The sequence below is a fragment of the Streptomyces dengpaensis genome (assembly GCF_002946835.1).
Taxonomy (GTDB): Bacteria; Actinomycetota; Actinomycetes; order Streptomycetales; family Streptomycetaceae; genus Streptomyces; species Streptomyces dengpaensis.
Genome location: NZ_CP026652.1, coordinates 813,138 through 831,499, shown reverse-complemented (window position 1 = coordinate 831,499; position 18,362 = coordinate 813,138). Strand labels below are relative to the sequence as shown.

The 18,362-nt window shown below is 70.8% G+C and carries 14 protein-coding genes; 8 read left to right on the top strand and 6 right to left on the bottom strand.

Annotation, left to right across the window (positions count from 1 at the left end):
- The first annotated feature begins 94 nt into the window (after positions 1–94).
- From C4B68_RS03965 to C4B68_RS03955, 3 genes are all read left to right on the top strand, one after another.
- Positions 95–2,434 (top strand): GH92 family glycosyl hydrolase, encoded by a 2,340-nt coding sequence (locus C4B68_RS03965; RefSeq protein WP_099501546.1) that lies wholly within the window; start codon positions 95–97, stop codon positions 2,432–2,434.
- 200 nt (positions 2,435–2,634) lie between these two features.
- On the top strand, positions 2,635–3,969 hold the full coding sequence (locus C4B68_RS03960; RefSeq protein WP_099501544.1) for a wax ester/triacylglycerol synthase family O-acyltransferase: 1,335 nt from the start codon (positions 2,635–2,637) through the stop codon (positions 3,967–3,969).
- 145 nt (positions 3,970–4,114) lie between these two features.
- Positions 4,115–5,590, top strand: coding sequence for an SDR family NAD(P)-dependent oxidoreductase (locus C4B68_RS03955; RefSeq protein WP_099501543.1), 1,476 nt, complete (start codon positions 4,115–4,117; stop codon positions 5,588–5,590).
- 99 nt (positions 5,591–5,689) lie between these two features.
- On the opposite strand, the gene C4B68_RS03950 is transcribed toward C4B68_RS03955, so the two are convergent.
- A complete protein-coding gene (locus C4B68_RS03950; RefSeq protein WP_099501541.1) occupies positions 5,690–6,250 on the bottom strand; it encodes an HD domain-containing protein in 561 nt (186 codons plus the stop codon).
- A gap of 601 nt (positions 6,251–6,851) precedes the next feature.
- Here C4B68_RS03950 and C4B68_RS41680 point away from each other — a divergent pair.
- Positions 6,852–7,028 carry a hypothetical protein gene (locus tag C4B68_RS41680; RefSeq protein WP_167459000.1) on the top strand — a complete coding sequence of 59 codons (177 nt, stop codon included), beginning with the start codon at positions 6,852–6,854 and terminating at the stop codon, positions 7,026–7,028.
- Positions 7,029–7,240: 212 nt separating this feature from the next.
- On the opposite strand, the gene C4B68_RS03940 is transcribed toward C4B68_RS41680, so the two are convergent.
- Together C4B68_RS03940 and C4B68_RS03935 are read right to left on the bottom strand one after the other, a co-directional pair.
- On the bottom strand, positions 7,241–8,596 hold the full coding sequence (locus C4B68_RS03940; protein ID WP_099501539.1) for an amidase: 1,356 nt from the start codon (positions 8,594–8,596) through the stop codon (positions 7,241–7,243).
- A 145-nt stretch (positions 8,597–8,741) separates the two neighbouring features.
- Positions 8,742–10,172 carry a lipase maturation factor family protein gene (locus C4B68_RS03935; protein ID WP_099501643.1) on the bottom strand — a complete coding sequence of 477 codons (1,431 nt, stop codon included), beginning with the start codon at positions 10,170–10,172 and terminating at the stop codon, positions 8,742–8,744.
- A 130-nt stretch (positions 10,173–10,302) separates the two neighbouring features.
- Here C4B68_RS03935 and C4B68_RS03930 point away from each other — a divergent pair, with 130 nt between their 5' ends.
- The 3 genes from C4B68_RS03930 to C4B68_RS03920 all read left to right on the top strand — a co-directional run bounded on the left by C4B68_RS03930 (position 10,303) and on the right by C4B68_RS03920 (position 14,514).
- A complete protein-coding gene (locus C4B68_RS03930; RefSeq protein WP_143674332.1) occupies positions 10,303–11,346 on the top strand; it encodes a DUF6777 domain-containing protein in 1,044 nt (347 codons plus the stop codon).
- Positions 11,347–11,424: 78 nt separating this feature from the next.
- Positions 11,425–13,500, top strand: coding sequence for a SpoIIE family protein phosphatase (locus tag C4B68_RS03925; protein ID WP_099501535.1), 2,076 nt, complete (start codon positions 11,425–11,427; stop codon positions 13,498–13,500).
- A gap of 153 nt (positions 13,501–13,653) precedes the next feature.
- Positions 13,654–14,514, top strand: coding sequence for an Fpg/Nei family DNA glycosylase (locus tag C4B68_RS03920; RefSeq protein ID WP_099501533.1), 861 nt, complete (start codon positions 13,654–13,656; stop codon positions 14,512–14,514).
- 142 nt (positions 14,515–14,656) lie between these two features.
- Here C4B68_RS03920 and C4B68_RS03915 read toward each other — a convergent pair whose 3' ends face one another.
- The 3 genes from C4B68_RS03915 to C4B68_RS03905 all read right to left on the bottom strand — a co-directional run bounded on the left by C4B68_RS03915 (position 14,657) and on the right by C4B68_RS03905 (position 16,815).
- Positions 14,657–15,307 (bottom strand): zf-HC2 domain-containing protein, encoded by a 651-nt coding sequence (locus C4B68_RS03915; protein ID WP_099501531.1) that lies wholly within the window; start codon positions 15,305–15,307, stop codon positions 14,657–14,659.
- A gap of 308 nt (positions 15,308–15,615) precedes the next feature.
- On the bottom strand, positions 15,616–16,131 hold the full coding sequence (locus C4B68_RS03910; protein WP_099501529.1) for a hypothetical protein: 516 nt from the start codon (positions 16,129–16,131) through the stop codon (positions 15,616–15,618).
- 135 nt (positions 16,132–16,266) lie between these two features.
- Positions 16,267–16,815 (bottom strand): sigma-70 family RNA polymerase sigma factor, encoded by a 549-nt coding sequence (locus C4B68_RS03905; RefSeq protein ID WP_099501527.1) that lies wholly within the window; start codon positions 16,813–16,815, stop codon positions 16,267–16,269.
- 303 nt (positions 16,816–17,118) lie between these two features.
- Between C4B68_RS03905 and C4B68_RS03900 the strand changes: the two genes are divergently transcribed.
- Positions 17,119–18,339 (top strand): CapA family protein, encoded by a 1,221-nt coding sequence (locus C4B68_RS03900; protein ID WP_099501525.1) that lies wholly within the window; start codon positions 17,119–17,121, stop codon positions 18,337–18,339.
- The last annotated feature ends 23 nt before the right edge of the window (positions 18,340–18,362 follow it).

The following is an 18,362-nucleotide window of genomic DNA, read 5'->3' as shown; positions in this document are numbered from 1 at the left end:
TGCCGGTCACGACTCTTGACGAGTACGCACGACGAAGAATGCTCGCGCTGTGCTGTGACAGCGTTGTCCAAGCCTTGAGGAGGCGTCCCCGCCCATGAGATGGACCCAACGACTACGCGGTGCGAGAACGGCGGTCGCGGCGGCCGTGCTCCTCGGCGGCACACTCGCCGGCCCGGCCGCTCAGGCCGCCGGGCCACGCGACGGTCAACTCACCGATCTGGTCAACCCGTTCATCGGAACGGAGAACGAGGGCAACACCTATCCCGGCGCCGCTGTGCCCTTCGGCATGGTGCAGTTCTCCCCGGACACCGGCCACAACACCGGCTACGACTACTCCCAGAACCACATCCGCGGCTTCTCCCTCGTCCATCTGTCGGGCGTCGGCTGCGGCCTCGGCGGCGACCTGCCCGTGCTGCCGACGACCGGTGACGTCACGCGGACGGACTACGCCCAGTACCAGGCCGAGTTCAGCCACGACAGCGAGAAGGCGAGCCCCGGCTACTACAAAGTCGGACTCAAGACCGGCATCGACGCCGAGCTGACGGCCACCGCGCGCACCGGCGTACAGCGCTACACCTTCCCGGCCACGGACAAGGCCAATGTGCTGCTCAACACCGGGCAGTCGCTGCACAGCACCATCTCCACCAAGGTCGAGATCCTCGACAACCGGACCGTGCGCACGGCGATCACCGGCAGCGGCTTCTGCCAGCCCACGAAGCCGTACACCGTGTACACGATCACCCGCTTCGACCGGCCGTTCACGACCTCGGGCACCTGGAACGGCGACACGGTCACCGAGAGCTCCCGGCAGTCGGTGAGCAACGGCCGGAACGGCGCCTTCGTCCGCTTCGACACCACCGAGGACCGTACGGTCGAGGCGACCACCGCGCTCTCGTACGTGGATGCCGACGGCGCGGCAGTCAACCTCCGTTCCGAGGGCGGCCGTTCGTTCGACGCCGTCCGTGGGGCGGCCCGCCGCGCCTGGGAGGACCGGCTCGACGACGTACGCGCCCAGGGCGGCGGCGACACCCTGCGCCGTACGTTCTACTCGTCGCTCTACCGGTCCTTCCTCGCGCCGAACATCGGCAGCGACGCCGACGGCCGCTACACCGGCTGGGACCAGAAGATCCACCGCGCCCAGGGGTTCACGTACTACCAGAACTGGTCGCTGTGGGACACCTACCGCACCCAGTCGCAGCTGCTGTCCCTGCTCGCGCCGCGTGAGGCGCGGGACATGGCGATCTCCGTCATCAAGATCGACGAGGAGAGCGGCTGGCTGCCCAAGTGGGGCTACGGCACGGTCGAGACGAACATCATGACCGGCGACCCGGTCACCCCGTTCCTCACCAACGCCTATCAGCAGGGCCTGCTCAAGGGGTACGAGGAGCGGGCCTACCGCGCCCTGAAGAAGAACGCCGACGGGGTGCCGCCCGCCGACTCGCCGGCGGTGGGCCGCGAGGCGAACAAGGAGTACATGGCGAACGGCTTCGCGCCGTACGTCAAGGGCCGGCCGCACGCGAAGCCCGGTGACTCGGACTACGACCACGGGGCGTCCGCGACGCTGGAGTACGCCCTGTCGGACGCGATGCTCGGGGCGATGGCCCGGGATCTGGGCCATGACGCGGATGCCGCGCGCTATGCCGCACGGGCCCAGAACTACCGCACCGTCCATGACGGTTCGACGGGATTCTTCCGGGCGCGGGACGCCTCCGGCGTCTTCACCGGACCGGCGGACCCGGCACAGAGCGAGGGCTTCCACGAGGGCACGTCCTGGCAGTACCAGTGGCTGGTGCCGCAGGACCTGCCGGGCATGGTCGGCCTCATCGGCGGCAAGCAGGCGGCCAACGACCGGCTCGACTCGTTTTTCGCGTACGAGCAGCTGCTCAAGGACCCCGCGAAGACCGCCCGCGAGGTGTGGGTCAACGGCCCGTATGACTACTACAACGCGGACAAGTACAACCCGCAGAACGAGCCCGACCTCATCGCCCCGTACACCTACCTCTCGACCGGTCAGCCGTGGAAGACGACCGACGTGGTGCATGCCGCGCTGACCCTGTTCACGGACACGCCGACCGGGATGACCGGCAACGACGACCTGGGCACGATGTCCGCCTGGAACGTGCTCTCGTCCATCGGGATCTTCCCGGTGCAGCCCGGCTACGACACCTGGGGCCTGTCGACGCCCGTCTTCGAGCGGGTCGACCTGACGCTCGACCGGCGCTACTACCCGCGCAGCGCCCTGACGGTCACGGCACCGGGCACCTCGGACAGCGACCGGTACATCCAGTCGGCCCGCGCGGACGGGTCCCCGTACGGCCGTACGTATCTGACGACCGACGCGCTGCGAGGACTGCGCTCGCTCTCCTTCACGGTCGGCTCCGAGCCGTCCGGGTGGGGGACGTCCGCCGATGCCGCGCCGCCGGCCCTGAAGTGAGCACGAAGAGGACAGGCTGCACCTCAGACGCTCCTTGAGCCCCTTGAGTCCCACCCCTCTCACGAGGGGTGGGACTTAATCTGCTGTTAACTGTGCGTAGCTTGATCGTACTTGACCGTAATCGCTTGTCGGCGGTTGACTGCTTGCTCACCCGTCGTTGACATGAGAGCAAGCCTTTGACTCGAGGTGAGAGCGAACCTGTGACACCTGACCTCCTGGCACCACTCGACCTGGCGTTCTGGAACATCGAGTCCGCCGAGCACCCCATACACCTGGGTGCCCTCGGCGTCTTCGCGGCCCACTCGCCCACCGCGGGCGCGCACGCCGCCGATCTGCTCGCGGCGCGCGCGGCCGCGGTTCCCGGGCTGCGCATGCGGATCCGTGACGTCTGGCAGTGGCAGCCACGCGCCCCGCTCGCCTTCGGGAGCGCGGCCCGCGAACCCGCGCCCGACTTCGAGCCGCTCGACCACGTCCGGCTGCACGCGCCGACCGCGGACTTCCACGCGGTCGCGGGCAGGCTGATGGAACGCCCGCTGGAGCGCGGGCGGCCGCCGTGGGAGGCGCATGTGCTGCCCGGCGAGGACGGCGTGTCGTTCGCCGTGCTCTTCAAGTTCCACCACGCGCTCGCCGACGGGCTGCGGGCGCTCATGCTGGCCGCCGCCATCATGGACCCGGTGGACATGCCGGAGCTCCGCCGACGTCCCGCCGAGCCGCCCAGGGGGCTCCTCCCGGACGTCCGCAAGCTGCCGGGCCTCGTCCGCGGCACCCTCTCCGACATGGGCCGTGCCCTCGACATCGGCGCCTCCGTCGCCCGTGCCACCCTGGACGTCCGCTCCTCGCCCGCCCTGACCTCACAGCCCACCGGAACCCGCCGTACCGCGGGCGTGGTCCTCGACCTGGACGATGTGCACCGGGTCCGCAAGAGCGTCGGCGGCACCGTCAACGACGTCCTGATCGCCGTCGTCGCCGGCGCCCTGCGCACCTGGCTCGACGAGCGCGGCGACGGCAGCGCGGGCGTCACACCCCGTGCCCTGATCCCCGTCTCCAAACGCCGCCCGCGCACCGCGCACCCCCAGGGCAACCGGCTCTCCGGGTACCTGATGCCGCTCCCCGTCGGCGACCCGGACCCGCTCGGCCGGCTGCGGACGGTGCGGACGGCGATGGACCGCAACAAGGACGCGGGGCCCAACCGGGGAGCCGGCGCCGTCGCCCTGCTCGCCGATCATGTGCCGCCGCTCGGGCACCGGCTCGGCGGGCCCGTCGTCGGCCAGGCGGCCCGGCTGCTGTTCGACATCCTCGTCACCAGCGTGCCGCTGCCCAGCCTCGGCCTGAAGCTCGGCGGCTGCCCGCTCGCCGAGGTCTATCCGTTCGCCCCGCTGGCCCGCGGGCAGGCGCTGGCGGTGGCCGTCTCGACGTACCGCGGGCGTGTCCACTACGGGCTCGTCGCCGACGCCGAGGCCGTGCCGGACCTGGATCTGCTGGCGCGTGCGCTGTCCGAGGAGGTGGAGACGCTGATCGCCGCCTGCGGGTCCTGAGGCCCCTGAAGGCCCGTCGCCTGCGGTTCCTGACGGCCGTTGATCATCTCGGGTTTGGTGCTGCGCACCATTGCTCCGTAAAATTCCGCCTTCGACAGCGAGCGCGGTTCGAACGCGGCGCACAACCCGAGGAACGGCAACGGCGATGACGGTGACAGAGGACGGCCCCGCGGCCATGGACGAGATGTCCTACGGGCCTGGCATCGACCCCGAGCGGCTGGCCGTCTGCCTCAGCGTGCTCGACGAACTCGAGAAGATCGAGGTCGACCACCCCGATGCCATCGCCGTGCGGCGCGCCACCGCGGGCATCTACCGCACGGTCAAGCAGCGCCGCCGTCAGGAGCGCCGGGCCGCCAAGACCGCCCACGACAAGGCGGTCACCGAGGCCACGGCGACCGGCTCCGCGCAGCGCATCGACGACGAGACCGAGGGCATCCTGCCCTCGTCCGTGACCGGGGCCGGAGAGATCGCGGGGATACTCCAGCGCCCGCGCTCCTGCTACATCTGCAAGGCGCGGTACGTCGAGGTCGACTACTTCTACCACCAGCTCTGCCAGGACTGCGCCGCCGAGAACCGGTCCCGCCGCGACGCCCGAGCCGACCTCACCGGCAAGCGCGCGCTGCTCACCGGCGGCCGCGCCAAGATCGGCATGTACATCGCGCTGCGCCTGCTGCGCGACGGCGCGCACACCACGATCACCACGCGTTTCCCGAACGACGCGATCCGCCGCTTCAAGTCCATGCCCGACAGCGACGAGTGGATCGGCCGTCTGAAGATCGTCGGCATCGACCTGCGCGACCCGGCCCAGGTCGTCGCCCTCGCCGACTCGGTCGCCGCCGCGGGCCCGCTCGACATCCTGATCAACAACGCGGCCCAGACCGTACGCCGCTCCCCGCAGGCATACAGCGAACTGGTCGCCGCCGAGGCGGGCCCGCTGCCCGCCGGTGAGCTGCCGCCCGCCGAGGTGATCGGCACCTTCGGCTCCGGCGCCGTCGCCGCGCTCCCGGTCGCCGGGGGCGGCGCGCTCACCGCGCAGGACGTCACCGATCTGGCCCTGGTCTCCGGCTCGGCCTCCCTGGAGCGGATCGCGGCCGGTACGGCGATCGACGCGGGGGGGCTCGTCCCCGACCTGCACGACACCAACAGCTGGATCCAGGCGGTCGAGGAGGTCACGCCGGTCGAGCTCCTCGAGGTCCAGCTCTGCAATTCGACGGCGCCGTTCATCCTGATCAGCCGCCTGCGCGCGGCGATGGCGGCCGCCGGCGCCAGGCGCACGTACATCGTGAACGTCTCCGCGATGGAGGGCGTCTTCAACCGCGGCTACAAGGGCGCGGGCCACCCGCACACCAACATGGCCAAGGCCGCCCTGAACATGCTCACGCGCACCAGCGCCCAGGAGATGTTCGAGAAGGACCGCATCCTGATGACAGCCGTCGACACCGGCTGGATCACCGACGAGCGCCCGCACCCCGACAAGATGCGTCTCGCCGACGCGGGCTTCCACGCACCCCTCGACCTCATCGACGGGGCGGCCCGCGTGTACGACCCGATCGTCCGGGGCGAGCAGGGCGAGGACCTGTACGGCGTCTTCATGAAGGACTACGCGCCCGGCAAGTGGTGACGGCGGGTGCCGGCCACGGAGCTCACCGTCGCGTGAACGTGCCCAGGTGGACGTGCCGGGGCCGCCCTGGTCCCCGGCCCCGGCGGTCACCGCGTGCCGTCAGTCGACGGCTCCCAGGCGCGCGTGCTGGGCCGCCACCAGCTCCAGGACCGTGCGCCAGTCCTCCATGACCCCGGCGTCCAGGCCGACGACCTTGCCCGCGTCGTCGGCCTGCCGCAGGGTCACCGCGTCCTCGGACATCGGATCGCGCTCGAACGCGGCGGCCTCGTGCGGCGTCATGGCACCGCCCTGCACCGTCAGGGTCAGCGCGCTCTGCGGGGACAGCCCGCGGCCCGGCGACGTGGTCGCCAGATAGCGCTTCGCCGCGACATGCATCCGTACGAGGCGGGAGACCCGCTCGCCGAGCAGGGGCCGTACCGCGTCGGCCGCGACGTCGGCGTGACCGGCGTCGTCACCCGGCCTGAGCAGATGGCCTATGTCGTGCACCAGGCCCGCCACCTGGAGTTCCTTGTCGCTGGGATGGCCGCGGCGCAGCAGTGCGGCGGTCTGCAGCGCGTGATCGTGCAGATCGACCGGGTCGCCACTGCGGTCCGGGGTGTCCCAAGCGCCCCGGCAGGCGTGCAGCAGATCCATCAGCTCCTCGACGCTGCGCAGCTCCATGCGTCAGTCCTCCCGCGAGAAAAGCCGTTGCCGTGCGTCAGCAGATCATGGCCGCCTTGCGAATCGGCCAACGGGACCTGAACTGCGTCCCGTGTTCAAAGATGGGTGGACCCGTTCCCCTTTTCCGGTACGCCGCCCGTCTTTGCCGGTGCGCCGCCGGTCAACAGGGCTGGGATCACTCCGTGTTCGGCCACCAGGACGGCGCCCCAAGTCCGGTGGTGAGCGCGCGGGTCCGGGCACGGCCCAGGGGCGGTATTGAGCCGAATGGGCGGCCTCGAAGAGGGCATCATGTTTCAAATCACCGCAGATTGGGGCCTGATGGATGCTGGGTGACGCGTGACAGTAACCTCTTGTTTTCAGCCCCATCGAGCGGGTGCCCGCTCATTTGGTTAATCTATAAGGGACGGACAGCTTTTCGGGGTTCCACCCACACCCACGGTCCGTCCCGGGACAAGCCGGTCACCACGGCCTGCTCTCAGACGAGTTACCGGCGCCACCGCGTCCCTGACTGTCTTCGATTCAGACCCGAGCGGGCGTCAGGCGACCGGAGCGGACCGGACCTGTACGTCCCGAGGGTGACCCGACACATAAGGAGTGCGCGGTGACACCGGAGAAGACGAATCGCGATCAGCGCCCCAAGGAACGCGTGGAGCGCGCGGTCCGTGGGCCCGAGAAGAAGCTCGGAAGCCTCGACGTGTGGGCCAGGTCCGCCCCGATCCGCCTCGCGGGTTACGAGGACGACCTCGCCGAGCCCCACATCCTGCCCAGCGTCGACTGACCCCCGGCAGGAACCGTCGCGATCGCCGAGAGCATGGGCGTGCCGGACTCACTCCCATGCCGATCAGGTGAGCCGCGGCCGACGACCGGCCGCGGATCCGGCCTTTCCGGCACCGCATCGTCGCCGCCGAGACCTGCACCTGGGACCCGGGCACCTCCGAGGAGGTCGCCCGGGTCCACGCGTTGCGCCACTGCTAAAACCTGACGCCGACGTCAGGTGCGGCTCTGGCCCAGCGGCGCCGTCCGCTGCCACGGGTGCAGCTTCTCCAGCTGTTCCGCCAGCTCCAGCAGCTCCGCCTCCGACCCCGGGCTTCCCACCAGCTGTACGGCGCAGGGGGCGCCCGAGGGCAGGGTGCCGAACGGGACGGACATGGCGGGCCAGCCGGTGAGGTTCCAGGGCGGCGTCGTCGGCGAGTAGTGCGAGTTGGCCAGCATGTTGCGCAGCCAGCCGCGCTCGTGCCAGGGCCCGGCCTTGGGGGAGCGGCGGGCGAGGGCCGGCATGAGCAGGATGTCGTGCTCGGCGAAGAACGGGGTCAGGCGGCTGCGGACGCGTTCGCGGTGGTCGCCGGTGCGGACGGTGCGCAGGAGGCGGCGACCAAGAGCCGCGTGGACCCGGGTCCGCCGGGCCAGCAGCGCCGGGTCGAGGCCCTCGGCGCTCTCCGCGGTGCCCGCCGTCCAGAGCTGGAGCGCGGTGAGGCTCAGCGAGAGGGGATATGGCGGGTCGGCGCGCCGTATCCTGTGGCCCGCCCCGGCCAGCAGCCCGGCCGCATCCCGGACCGCGGTCCTGTACGGCGTGCCGATGGTGACTCCGGCGATCGGGCTGCGCAGCGACACGGCGATCTTCCACGGGGCCGGCTCGTCCCGGCGAACGAACTCCGTGTCCGCGAGGACCGAGAGCATCAGACGGAGGTCCTCGACCGTGGTCGCCAGCGGGCCGTGCTCGGCCATGCCGAACCAGTCACCGCCGTCGAACCCCGTCGGAACCACGCCGCGACCCGGCTTGAGCGTGACGAGGCCGCAGTTGGCCGCGGGTATGCGCAGCGAGCCCATGCCGTCGTTGCCGACGGCGACCGGCACCAGGCCGGCGGCCACCGCGGCCGCGCTGCCGCCCGACGAACCGCCCGCCGAGCGTGTGGTGTCCCAGGGGTTGCGGGCGATGCCGTACACGCTGTCCGTAGTGCCGACGATGCACAGTTCGGGCACGTTCGTCAGGCCCACGACCACCGCGCCCGCCGCCCGCAGCCGGGCCACGGTGACGTGGTCCTCGTCAGCGGGCGTCTCCGGAGTCGCGGCGGACCCGTTCCTGTTCGACTCGCCGCGTACGGCCAGGTTGTCCTTGATGGCCACGGGCACGCCCGCGAGGGGGAGTTCGGCCAGGTCGGAACGGGCCGCCACCTCGTCCGCCTCGGCGAGCGCCGCGTCCGCCCGTACGGTGCGGAAGGCTCCGACCTGCCCATCGAGCCGCTCGATCCGTGCGAGGTGCTCGGCCACGACTTCCCGGGGTGTGGCGCGCTTCTCGCGTACGGCTGCGGCGATCTCGATGGCGGTCCGGCCGACCCAGGTGGTCACGGGCGCTCCTCGTCGTACTCGTCAGTAGGGTGGAGAGCACTCTGCCCCGGGGTCAGGTGTTGTGTCGAGAGCTGACGCCCTTGAACTTTCCATTCTCCGACCGTCCGACGGCGACCCACGGCTCCCTCCCCGACGGAACGCCTGGCTAGTCCCTGATGCGGCGCTCCTCCTCCGTCTCCAGTCGCATCGGCGGCACGTAGTCGCGCACGTACGTCCGGTGCCAGCACGCGCCCGTCTCCCGCAGCTCGCGCCACGTCGTGTACCGGTACTGGAAGAGGCGGGCGCGGACGTAGCGGGGCGGGGCGTCGGCGGGGAAAGGGGAGCGGCGCAGCAGCCGTAGCGTCTCGCGGTCGTTCTCCAGGAGCCGCTCCACCAGACCCGAGAACCAGGAACCGGCGTAGGCGGGGGAGAGCGCAGCGAACCACATCAGCCAGTCGAGCCGCAGATGGTACGGCGCGAACTGGCGCGGCCAGTAGCGCGGATCGCCGGGCTTGCCCTTGAACTCGTACTCCCGCCACTTTGAGTCCGCGCGCGGGACGTCGTCCGCCGTGCCCTCGACGACCACCTCGTAGCGCACCCGGCTGATGCTGCCGAACGCCCCGTACGTGTTGACCAGATGGAGCGGGTCGAAGGAACGGTTCATGACCTGGCGCCGGGAGAGCAGATTGCGCGCCGGGCGATAGCTGAGGGCCAGCAGGCCCGCGGACACGGCGAGGACCACGATCACGTACCAGAGCGGTGGGCCGGCCACCCGCGGGGGAGTGGTGGGGAACTCGATCGCCGACAGGGCCACCACGATGGTGATCCAGTTCAGCCAGGCGAAGTTGCCGGACAGGACCAGCCACAGCTGGGTGAGGACCATCAGCGAGGCGGCGGCCGTCGCGATCGGCTGCGGAGTGAACAGCAGGACCGGGACAGCGAGTTGAGTGACGTGGTTCGCGGCCACCTCGACCCGGTGGAACGGCTTCGGGAGATGGTGGAAGAACCAGCTCAGCGGGCCCGGCATCGGCTGCGTCTCGTGGTGGTAGTCCAGGCACGTCAGCTTCCGCCAGCACGGGTCGCCCCGCATCTTGATCAGCCCGGCGCCGAACTCGACGCGGAACAGCACCCAGCGCAGCAGGAAGAGGACGACGACCGGCGGGGCCACCTCGTCATTGCCGAGGAACACGGCCAGGAAGCCGACCTCCAGGAGCAGGGACTCCCAGCCGAACGAATACCAGGTCTGGCCGACGTTGACGATCGACAGATACAGCGCCCAGGGAGCGAGCCACAGCAGCATCCCGCCCCAGAGCGGCAGTTGCGAGTCCAGGCCCGCGATCAACGCCACGGACACCGCGCAGCCCGTCCAGGCCCAGGCCGCGAAGAACCGGTCCGAATAGCGCAAGTGGAACACGCTCGGCGCGTCCCGGAACCGCACGCGCCCGAGGAAGCGGGGGACCGGCAGCATCCCGCGTTCTCCGATCAGCGCGCGGAACTGCAGTGCCGCGCCCAGGAACGCCATGAGGTACACGACGGCCAGTGCCCGCTGGAAGACCTGTCGGCTCAGCCAGTATTCGGGGGCGACGAACCACTCCACGTCGAGCACTCCTCTCCGTTCCATTGTGACGCTGGGTGACTGCCTCCGCTTGCGAGAGCCAACTTGCGTGAGCCAAGCGGGCGACGCAGACAATAGTGAACGATTCGCCCGGGATGAACGGGAGTACGTGGTGCACAAACCCACCAGAACCCTCGTCACAGCCTGCGTGCTCGCGGCGGCGCTCCTAGTCGCCGGCTGTGGCGTCGACAAGGAGAAGGACCAGGTGGCGCCCGACAGATCCAGTGGTGAGGTCTTCCTTGTGCCCGTCGCGGCCCAGGGTCCCGACCCCTTCACCGACACCACTGTGACCCCGCCGTCCGTCACCCGAATACCGCAACCGGCGTCCACCGGAACCGCCTCCGCCGCGCAGGGCGTGCGCTCGGTCTCCGGCGCCACGCCGGGCCTCTACGGCGGCATCCAGAACGCCGGCAGCTGCGATGTCGAGAAGCAGATCGGGTTCCTCGCCGCGGACCGGAGCAAGGCCCGTGCCTTCGCCCGGGCCTCGGGCAACTCCCAGGCCGCCATCCCGGACTACCTGCGCGGGCTGACCTCGGTCGTGCTGCGCGCCGACACGCGGGTCACCAACCACGGGTACGGCGACGGACGGGTGACCAGCTTCCAGTCGGTGCTCCAGGAGGGCACCGCCGTCCTCGTCGACAACCGGGGCGTGCCCCGCGTCCGCTGCGCCAGCGGCAACCCGCTGAACCCGCCCGTACCGGTCCGTGGGGACCCGGTCACTCAGGGCAAGCCCTGGGCCGGATGGCCCAGCGAGGTCGTCGTGGTGACGCCGGCGCCCACCGTGATCACCACCATCACGATCATCGACATCGCCGACAACACCTGGATCGAGCGCAGGATCGGCGACGACGGCCGCCAGGACCATGCCGTGCTGCCGCCCGACGGGTCCGAGCCCGACTGCGTCACGCCCACCGAGACGGATACGGGTCCGGATACCGGGACGGAGACCGGCGCGCCGCGAGCGACCGAGAGCGCCCCGGACCCGGCCACCGACTTCGGTCCCCCGCTGTCCGACGCGGCGAGGCTCGGGTCTTCGGCGGGGTGCCCCACGGCCACCGTCCCGGCCCCGCCGGCTACGGAGCCGGACAGCACGCCGAGCTCCCCGGTCGGAACTCCGCGCAGCGTCGACGCCCCGCCCGACGTCTTCGACAGCTGAGCTCACGCGCGGCCGGGGAGCCCGGAGACGGGCTCCCCAGAAGTCGAACATTCGGGCAAATCCTGGCAAGGTGGCTCCATGGTTGATCGGGGAGCGAGTGCCCTGTCACTCCCGGACGACTGGCCCGCCCACCCGGATCCGATCCTGGCGCTCAACCGCATGGGCAGCTTCGCCTGGGACCTGGACACCGGTCTGATGCTGATGGACGCCCAGGCGCACGAGGTCTTCGACGTGAGGCCGGAGGAGTACGACGGCCACCCCGAGACCCTGTCCCTGCGTGTCCCCCGGAGCGAGGGCATCCGCCTCGACACCCTGGTCGCCCAGGCCCTCAAGGACGGCAGCGAGAACTACGGCGCCTACTTCCGCGTCCGCTGCCGCGACGGTTCCCTGCGGTGGACCCACACCCAGGGCTGCATCCGCCGTGACGAGACCGGCAGACCACGCCGGATCATCGGCATCGTCCGCGACGCCACCCAGGAACTGGCGGAGGACGCGGCGCGCCTAGAGCAGGACGAACAGGACGAGGCCAGGCGCCAGCAGACGAACGTCGTGCAGATCACCACGGCCGCGCTCGCGCACGCCCGCACCGTCCAGGACGTCATCGACGTCCTCAAGGACTCCCAGGGCCTCACCCACCTCGGCGCGACGAGCCTGGTCATGGGCCTGGTGGAGGCCGCCCGGATCCGGCTGGTCGCGGAGGGGCCCGAGGGCAGCTTCGTACCCGGCACCCTGGTCACACGCATCGACGAGCAGTACCCGATGAGCGAGGTCGTGCGCACCCTCGCCCCGCGCTTCATCGAGTCGCCGGAGGACTTCGCCGCGTCGTATCCGCTGCTGTGGCCGCACATCACCGACCTCGGGATCACGTCGGCCGCGTATCTCCCGCTCATCGTGCAGGCCCGCCCCATCGGTGCCATGGGCCTGCTCTACAACGACCGGCGCGGCTTCACCCCGGAGGAGCGCAACGTCCTCGTCGCGCTCGGCAGCAGCATCGCCCAGAGTCTGCAGCGCGCCATGTTCTACGAGCAGGAGAAGGACCTCGCCCAGGGCCTGCAGCAGGCCATGCTGCCGCGCTCCATCCCCAGCGTGCCCGGCGCCGACATCGCCGTCCGCTACCGCTCCGCCTCCCTCGGCCGGGATATCGGCGGCGACTGGTACGACCTGATCCCGCTGCCCGGCGGCCGCGTCGGCGCCGTCATCGGTGACGTCCAGGGCCACGACACCCACGCGGCGGCCGTCATGGGCCAGCTGCGCATCGTGCTGCGCGCCTACGCCGCCGAGGGCCACACCCCGGCCACCGTGATGGCCCGCGCCTCGGTCTTCCTCCACGAACTCGACACCGAGCGCTTCGCGACCTGCCTGTACGCAGAGGCCGACCTGTCCACCGGAGTGGTCCAGCTGGTCCGGGCCGGCCATATCGACCCCCTGGTGCGGCACACCGACGGCAGCTGCCGCAGGCTGCCCCTCGACGGGGGGCTTCCGCTCGGCCTGTCCGCCGAGTTCGGGTGCCTCGAATATCCGGTCACCAGCATCGAACTCGACCCCGGGCACACCCTCCTGCTGTACACCGACGGCCTGGTCGAGCAGCCCGGCATCGACCTCGACGACGCCATGCGCACCCTGCGGGGGCTGGTCAGCTCCGGCCCGGACGACGTCCGCGACCTCGCCGACCGGCTCATCGACGTGGCCGAGGAGCGGGGCGGCGACGACGATGTCGCCCTGCTGCTTCTGCGCCGCCGCGGTCTCACCGACCAGCGGTCCGGCGGACGGCTTCAGCAGCATGTCGCCGCCGGCGATCCCGAGGCGCTCACCGAGGCACGTCACCTGATCCGCGCCGCGGTGCAGGCCTGGGGCGCCGACGAGCGCGCCGACGAGATCGAGCTGATCGCCGACGAACTGATCACCAACGCCCTGCTGCACACCGAGGGCTCCGCCATCGTCACCCTGCGCGTCCTCGCCGGCTCTGATCGCAGGCTGCGCGCCGAGGTCGAGGACTGCTCCAGCGCCCTGCCGCGCCGCCGGGAGGCCGGCGAGTCCGGCGTCTCCGGCCGCGGCCTGCTCCTCGTCGACCGGCTGACCGACGTGTGGGGCGTGGAGGCCCGCGGCGGCGGCAAATGCGTGTGGTGCGAGTTCATCGTCCCGGAAGAGGACTGACCAACGCAGGACCGGGCATCCCCGTACGCAGGACCGAGCATTCCCGTACGCAGGACTGACCATCCCCGTACGCAGGACTGACCATCCCCGTACGCGATCGACCGCTCCGGCAGGGCGCCTGCTGTTGTCGCTGCCGGATGGCACTCTGGACGTATGCCGGAACTGCCCGAGGTCGAAGCGCTCAAGGACTTCCTGGCCGACCATCTCGTCGGCCGTGAGGTCGTGCGCGTGCTGCCCGTCGCCATCAGTGTCCTCAAGACGTACGACCCGCCCGTCACCGCCCTGGAGGGACGCGAGGTCACGGCCGTGCACCGGTATGGCAAGTTCCTCGACATCGAGACGGACGGCCCGCACTTCGTGACGCACCTGGCCCGCGCGGGCTGGCTGCACTGGAGGGACACGCTGCCCGACGGACCGCCGCGCCCCGGCAAGGGCCCGCTCGCGCTGCGCGTCGCGCTGGCGACCGGTGAGGGTTTCGACCTCACCGAGGCCGGCACCCAGAAGCGGCTCGCGGTGTACGTCGTGCGGGACCCCGCGGAGATCCCCGGCGTGGCCCGCCTCGGCCCCGACCCGCTTGCCGATGACTTCGACGAGACGCGGTTCGCGAAACTGCTGGAGGGCGAGCGGCGCCAACTTAAGGGCGCGCTGCGCGACCAGAGCCTGATCGCGGGCGTCGGGAACGCGTACAGCGACGAGATCCTGCACGCGGCCAAGATGTCCCCCTTCAAGCTCGCCGCCTCGCTGACACCCGAGGAGATACGGCGTCTGTACGAGGCCCTGCGTTCGACCCTCACCGAGGCCGTCGAGCGCTCCCACGGTCTGGCCGCCGGACGTCTGAAGGCGGAGAAGAAGAGCGGACTGCGGGTGCACGGCAGGACGGGCGAGCCCTGCCCGGTGTGCGGCGACACCATCCGCGAGGTCTCCTTCAGCGACTCCACGCTGCAGTACTGCCCGACCTGCCAGACCGGCGGCAAACCGCTCGCGGACCGCAGGATGTCCCGGCTGCTCAAGTAGCGGCCGCTGACAGGCGAGGGCCAGAAAGAGCCGTTGATCAGCGGGACTTGGGCGTCGCCAGGGGTCAGTGGGACTGAGCGTTGCCAGGGGCCAGTGGGACTGAGCGTCGCCGGTGATCGGTGGACGTGAGCGTCGCCGGTGATCAGCGGGGCTGGAGCGTCACCAGGTGCTTGCCGTCCACCGTGCGCACCACGAAGCGGCTGATCTCCTTGGACGGGAGCGCGGCGCCGCCCTCCAGTCTGGTCATCTCTCCGTCGTGCGCGTGCACGAGCCAGCTGGTCACCGTCTGCTCGGAGCCGTCCTTGCCGAAGACCACGAGCTCACAGCTCCGCGGACCCCCGGCGTCCTTGACCTCGACGTCGATCTCGCTGCCCCAGTCCCGGTCCTGAGTCGTGACCTGGGCCCACACGCCGGTCCTCGCGTCCGTCGCGGCGACCTGTGTCGACCCGGGCCCGTGCTCGGTGACGATCGCGATCGCGGGCCCGCCCGCGGCGAGCACCACGGAGGCCGCCACCGCGTACAGCCGGCGCCTGCGCCCGGCCCGATTCCGTTTCGCCACCTCGCCGAGCAGCCGTTCGAGAAGCCGGGGTCCGGGGGCGGCGAAGGGGTGCACGGAGCGCGGTGTGGCCCGTCGGTAGAGCATCAACTGCCGTGTGGCGGAACGGAACTCAGTCACCTGCGCCGTGCACCGAGGGCACTCCATGAGGTGGTCCTCGAAGCGGAAGGCGTCCGCCTCGTCCAGCACGCCGAGCGCGTAGGCGCCGACGCCATGATGCCGTTCCAGGGACCTCATACCGAAACCGAATCCTCGTCGCGATGGTGCGGGGTGGGGGTGGTGCTGCTGTTGCCCACCGGTACGCACCAGACCGACGAATCACTCAAGACCCGCCCGGAATCGCGACCAAGACATTCGGAGCGAGCGGGCCCGCGGATTGGTGCGGGCCCAGAAAATTTGCTCGGACATCCCGCCGGCCCTCGTGGCCATCGCAGCTCGTGGCCGGAGGACCAGGTCAGGGGTGCAGGTCTCAGGAGGCGGTCAAGAGTGGAGGTCAGAGGAAGCGGCCGGGAGAGGAGGCCAGGAGAGGCGGTCAGATGTGGCTGTCAGAAGAGATGGATCGCCAGATGCCCCAGCGGCAGCCCGAGGCGCCACGCCGGCGTCCACACCTTCGGGCCGTCGTCGTCGCCCGGGACCGGGCCGCCACCGGGCACCGCGTCCAGGTCGGGGGCGAGCAGCTCGGTCTCCTCCAGCCAGCGCCAGGCCGCCGACGCCAGCGCCAGGTCCGGAGCGGGAGCACTGGACTCGGCGGCCTCGGTCGCAAGCCGCGCCATGTGCTCGCGCACCCAGTCCTGCCACGGCTGGTCGTACGCCGTCAGCGAAAGCCAGGTCTCCAGCTGCGAGACGACCCGGATGCCGGAGAGCTCGCCACCGCTGTCGGCAAGGAAGATGGTCAGCGCCAGCGCGTCGCGCCCGGCGCGGAACTCGAAGGACGTGGGCGGCATCAGGTCGCCGGTCCGCAGCAGTTCGTCGGCGATGTACTCGGCGTACAACCAGGCCATGGGGACGGTGAGTTCCTCACCGCCGGTGCCGTCCGTGCTCTCTTGACCTCTGTGCAGCATCCCTTTCTGCCCTCCTCCGGTTCACGTGCGCGATGCCCGTCCCGGGCCCCAACCGGAACACGGATGAGGCAAGCTGATTGCTCAACCATGGTCCTCAGCAAGGCGCTTTACGGAGGTTTGACTCGGCCTTCGGTTTCACCGCAGGTCGGCCGCGTATCCCGGAAGAACTCGGCGCAGGGCGCGCAGCGCGTAGTACGCGCGAGACTTCACGGTACCGGGCGGTATGCCGAGCGCAGCGGCGGCCTCCGCCACGCTCGCCCCTTGGAAGTACACCAGCACCAGGACTTCACGGTGCTCGGGAGTGAGAGTCTTCACAGCCTCCCGCACGTCGAGCGTCGCCGCGGACCGCTCGGCGTGATCGGCGCAGACGCTCGCACTGTCCAGCACCGCGTCGCCGACCTCCGCGGGGCGCGCCCGGCGGGCCCGCCGCGCGTCGATCGCGAGCCGCCGTCCCACGGTGAGCAGCCAGGGGCGTACCGAGTCGAAGTCGTCGGCACGCAGCGCCTCGGGGTGCTGCCAGGCGCGTACGAACGTCTCCTGCACCAGATCCTCGGCGCGCTGCCGGTCGCCGTCACAGAGCCGCAGCAGCAGCGCGAAGAGGGGCCGGCCGTGCTCGCGCTGCAACGCGGCCAGCTCGTGCTCGGCGGTCGTCCCGTGCGTGAAGGTGGTGGTTCCGGCCGTCATGGCCTGTATGCCAGCGGGTGCCGCTCCGCGGGGACAGGGCCAGGGCACGGGTCTGCGGTGGGCGGTCGAAGCTGTCGGTGAGCGGTGCGATGAACGGTCAATCGGGGGAGGGGACCTCCGCCGTCGGGTGCTGCGCTCGGACCCTGTTCGGGGGCGAGCCCTTGGACCTCGTGTCGCCCTGAAGGGCTCCTCCTCGAAGCCGGACGGGCTAAATCATGACGTTGTTCCTTGACTCGTAGCGGCCCTTTCATGTGGATTCTTGTTGATTCATATGCATATACGACCGCGATTGGGGCGAGGCTGATGACCACACGTCGGCGACAGACCACCGTGGCCCTCGCGGCTGTCCTCATCGCGGCGACCGCGGGCTGCCAGGCCCAGAAGCCGCCGACCGCGGCACCGGCACCTGTGCCCAAGGGGATGCCGACGCAGATGCCGATGCCGACAGCCATGCCGGCGCAGCAGAGCGGGTACCCGGCGGCCCCCGCCCCGGCATCCGGTTTCACCCTCGTCGCCTCCGGCGACGTGTTGCCGCACGGCTCGCTCATCGAGCGGGCGAACGCCGACGCGGGAGGCAACGGGTACGACTTCCGGCCGATGCTCGCGGGAGTCCAACCCGTCGTGTCCGGCGCCGACCTGGCGATCTGCCACGTGGGGATGGTGTACGGCGCCGGCGACGACACCGGCTTCCCGGCCTTCATGACCCCGCCGGAGGTGGCCGAGGGGCTCGCGGCGACGGGGTACGACAGCTGCTCCACCGCCTCGAACCACGCCCTCGACGACGGCGCCGCCGGCATTCAGCGCACCCTGGACGCCCTGGACTCCGCGGGTGTGCGCCACGCGGGATCGGCACGCACGGAGGAGGAGGCGACGAGCGTGACCATGATGAACGCGGGAGGGGCCAAGGTCGCGCATCTCGCGTACACCTACGACACGAACGGCATTCCGCTTCCGCCCGAGCAGCTCTGGGCGGTCAACCCGATCGACCCCGACAGGATCGTCGCCGACGCGAAGGCCGCCCGGGGAGCGGGCGCCGACGTGGTCGTCGTATCCCTGCACTGGGGCACGGAATGGCAGGAGGAGCCGGACGAGCAGCAGCTGCAGCTGAGCGAGCAGCTGACCGCCTCGCACACGAACGGGCGGCCCGACATCGACCTGATCCTCGGCACGCGCACGCACATCCCGCAGGCGTACGAGAAGGTCAACGGCACCTGGGTCGTCTATGGCCTGGGTGACCAGATCTCGGGCGAGATGGTCGACCACCAGGGTGTGGGCGACCCGCGCGGCAGCGCGAGCACCATCGCGCGGTTCACCTTCGCGCCGCCCGCGCAGGGGGGCGGGCGCTGGGAGGTGACCAAGGCCGAGTTCCTTCCCCAGACCTTGGACCTCGACGCCGGTCGCGTCATCACGCTCAACCCCGCCCTGGACCAGGGTGCCCGGGCCGGCGGCGGCGTACGCGACCGTATCCGGGACGTCGTCCTGAGCCGGGGCGCGGCCCAGGACGGACTCGTCATGGCGCAGTAGACACGGCGCCACCGCATGAGCCG

Excerpts from the sequence above, each read along its gene's own strand:
- C4B68_RS03965 (WP_099501546.1), top strand. The coding sequence starts at position 95 with ATGAGATGGACCCAACGACTACGCGGTGCGAGAACGGCGGTCGCGGCG.
- C4B68_RS03955 (WP_099501543.1), top strand. The coding sequence starts at position 4,115 with ATGACGGTGACAGAGGACGGCCCCGCGGCCATGGACGAGATGTCCTAC.
- C4B68_RS03950 (WP_099501541.1), bottom strand. The coding sequence starts at position 6,250 with ATGGAGCTGCGCAGCGTCGAGGAGCTGATGGATCTGCTGCACGCCTGC.
- C4B68_RS03925 (WP_099501535.1), top strand. The coding sequence starts at position 11,425 with ATGGTTGATCGGGGAGCGAGTGCCCTGTCACTCCCGGACGACTGGCCC.
- C4B68_RS03920 (WP_099501533.1), top strand. The coding sequence starts at position 13,654 with ATGCCGGAACTGCCCGAGGTCGAAGCGCTCAAGGACTTCCTGGCCGAC.
- C4B68_RS03915 (WP_099501531.1), bottom strand. The coding sequence starts at position 15,307 with ATGAGGTCCCTGGAACGGCATCATGGCGTCGGCGCCTACGCGCTCGGC.
- C4B68_RS03910 (WP_099501529.1), bottom strand. The coding sequence starts at position 16,131 with ATGCTGCACAGAGGTCAAGAGAGCACGGACGGCACCGGCGGTGAGGAA.
- C4B68_RS03905 (WP_099501527.1), bottom strand. The coding sequence starts at position 16,815 with ATGACGGCCGGAACCACCACCTTCACGCACGGGACGACCGCCGAGCAC.
- C4B68_RS03900 (WP_099501525.1), top strand. The coding sequence starts at position 17,119 with ATGACCACACGTCGGCGACAGACCACCGTGGCCCTCGCGGCTGTCCTC.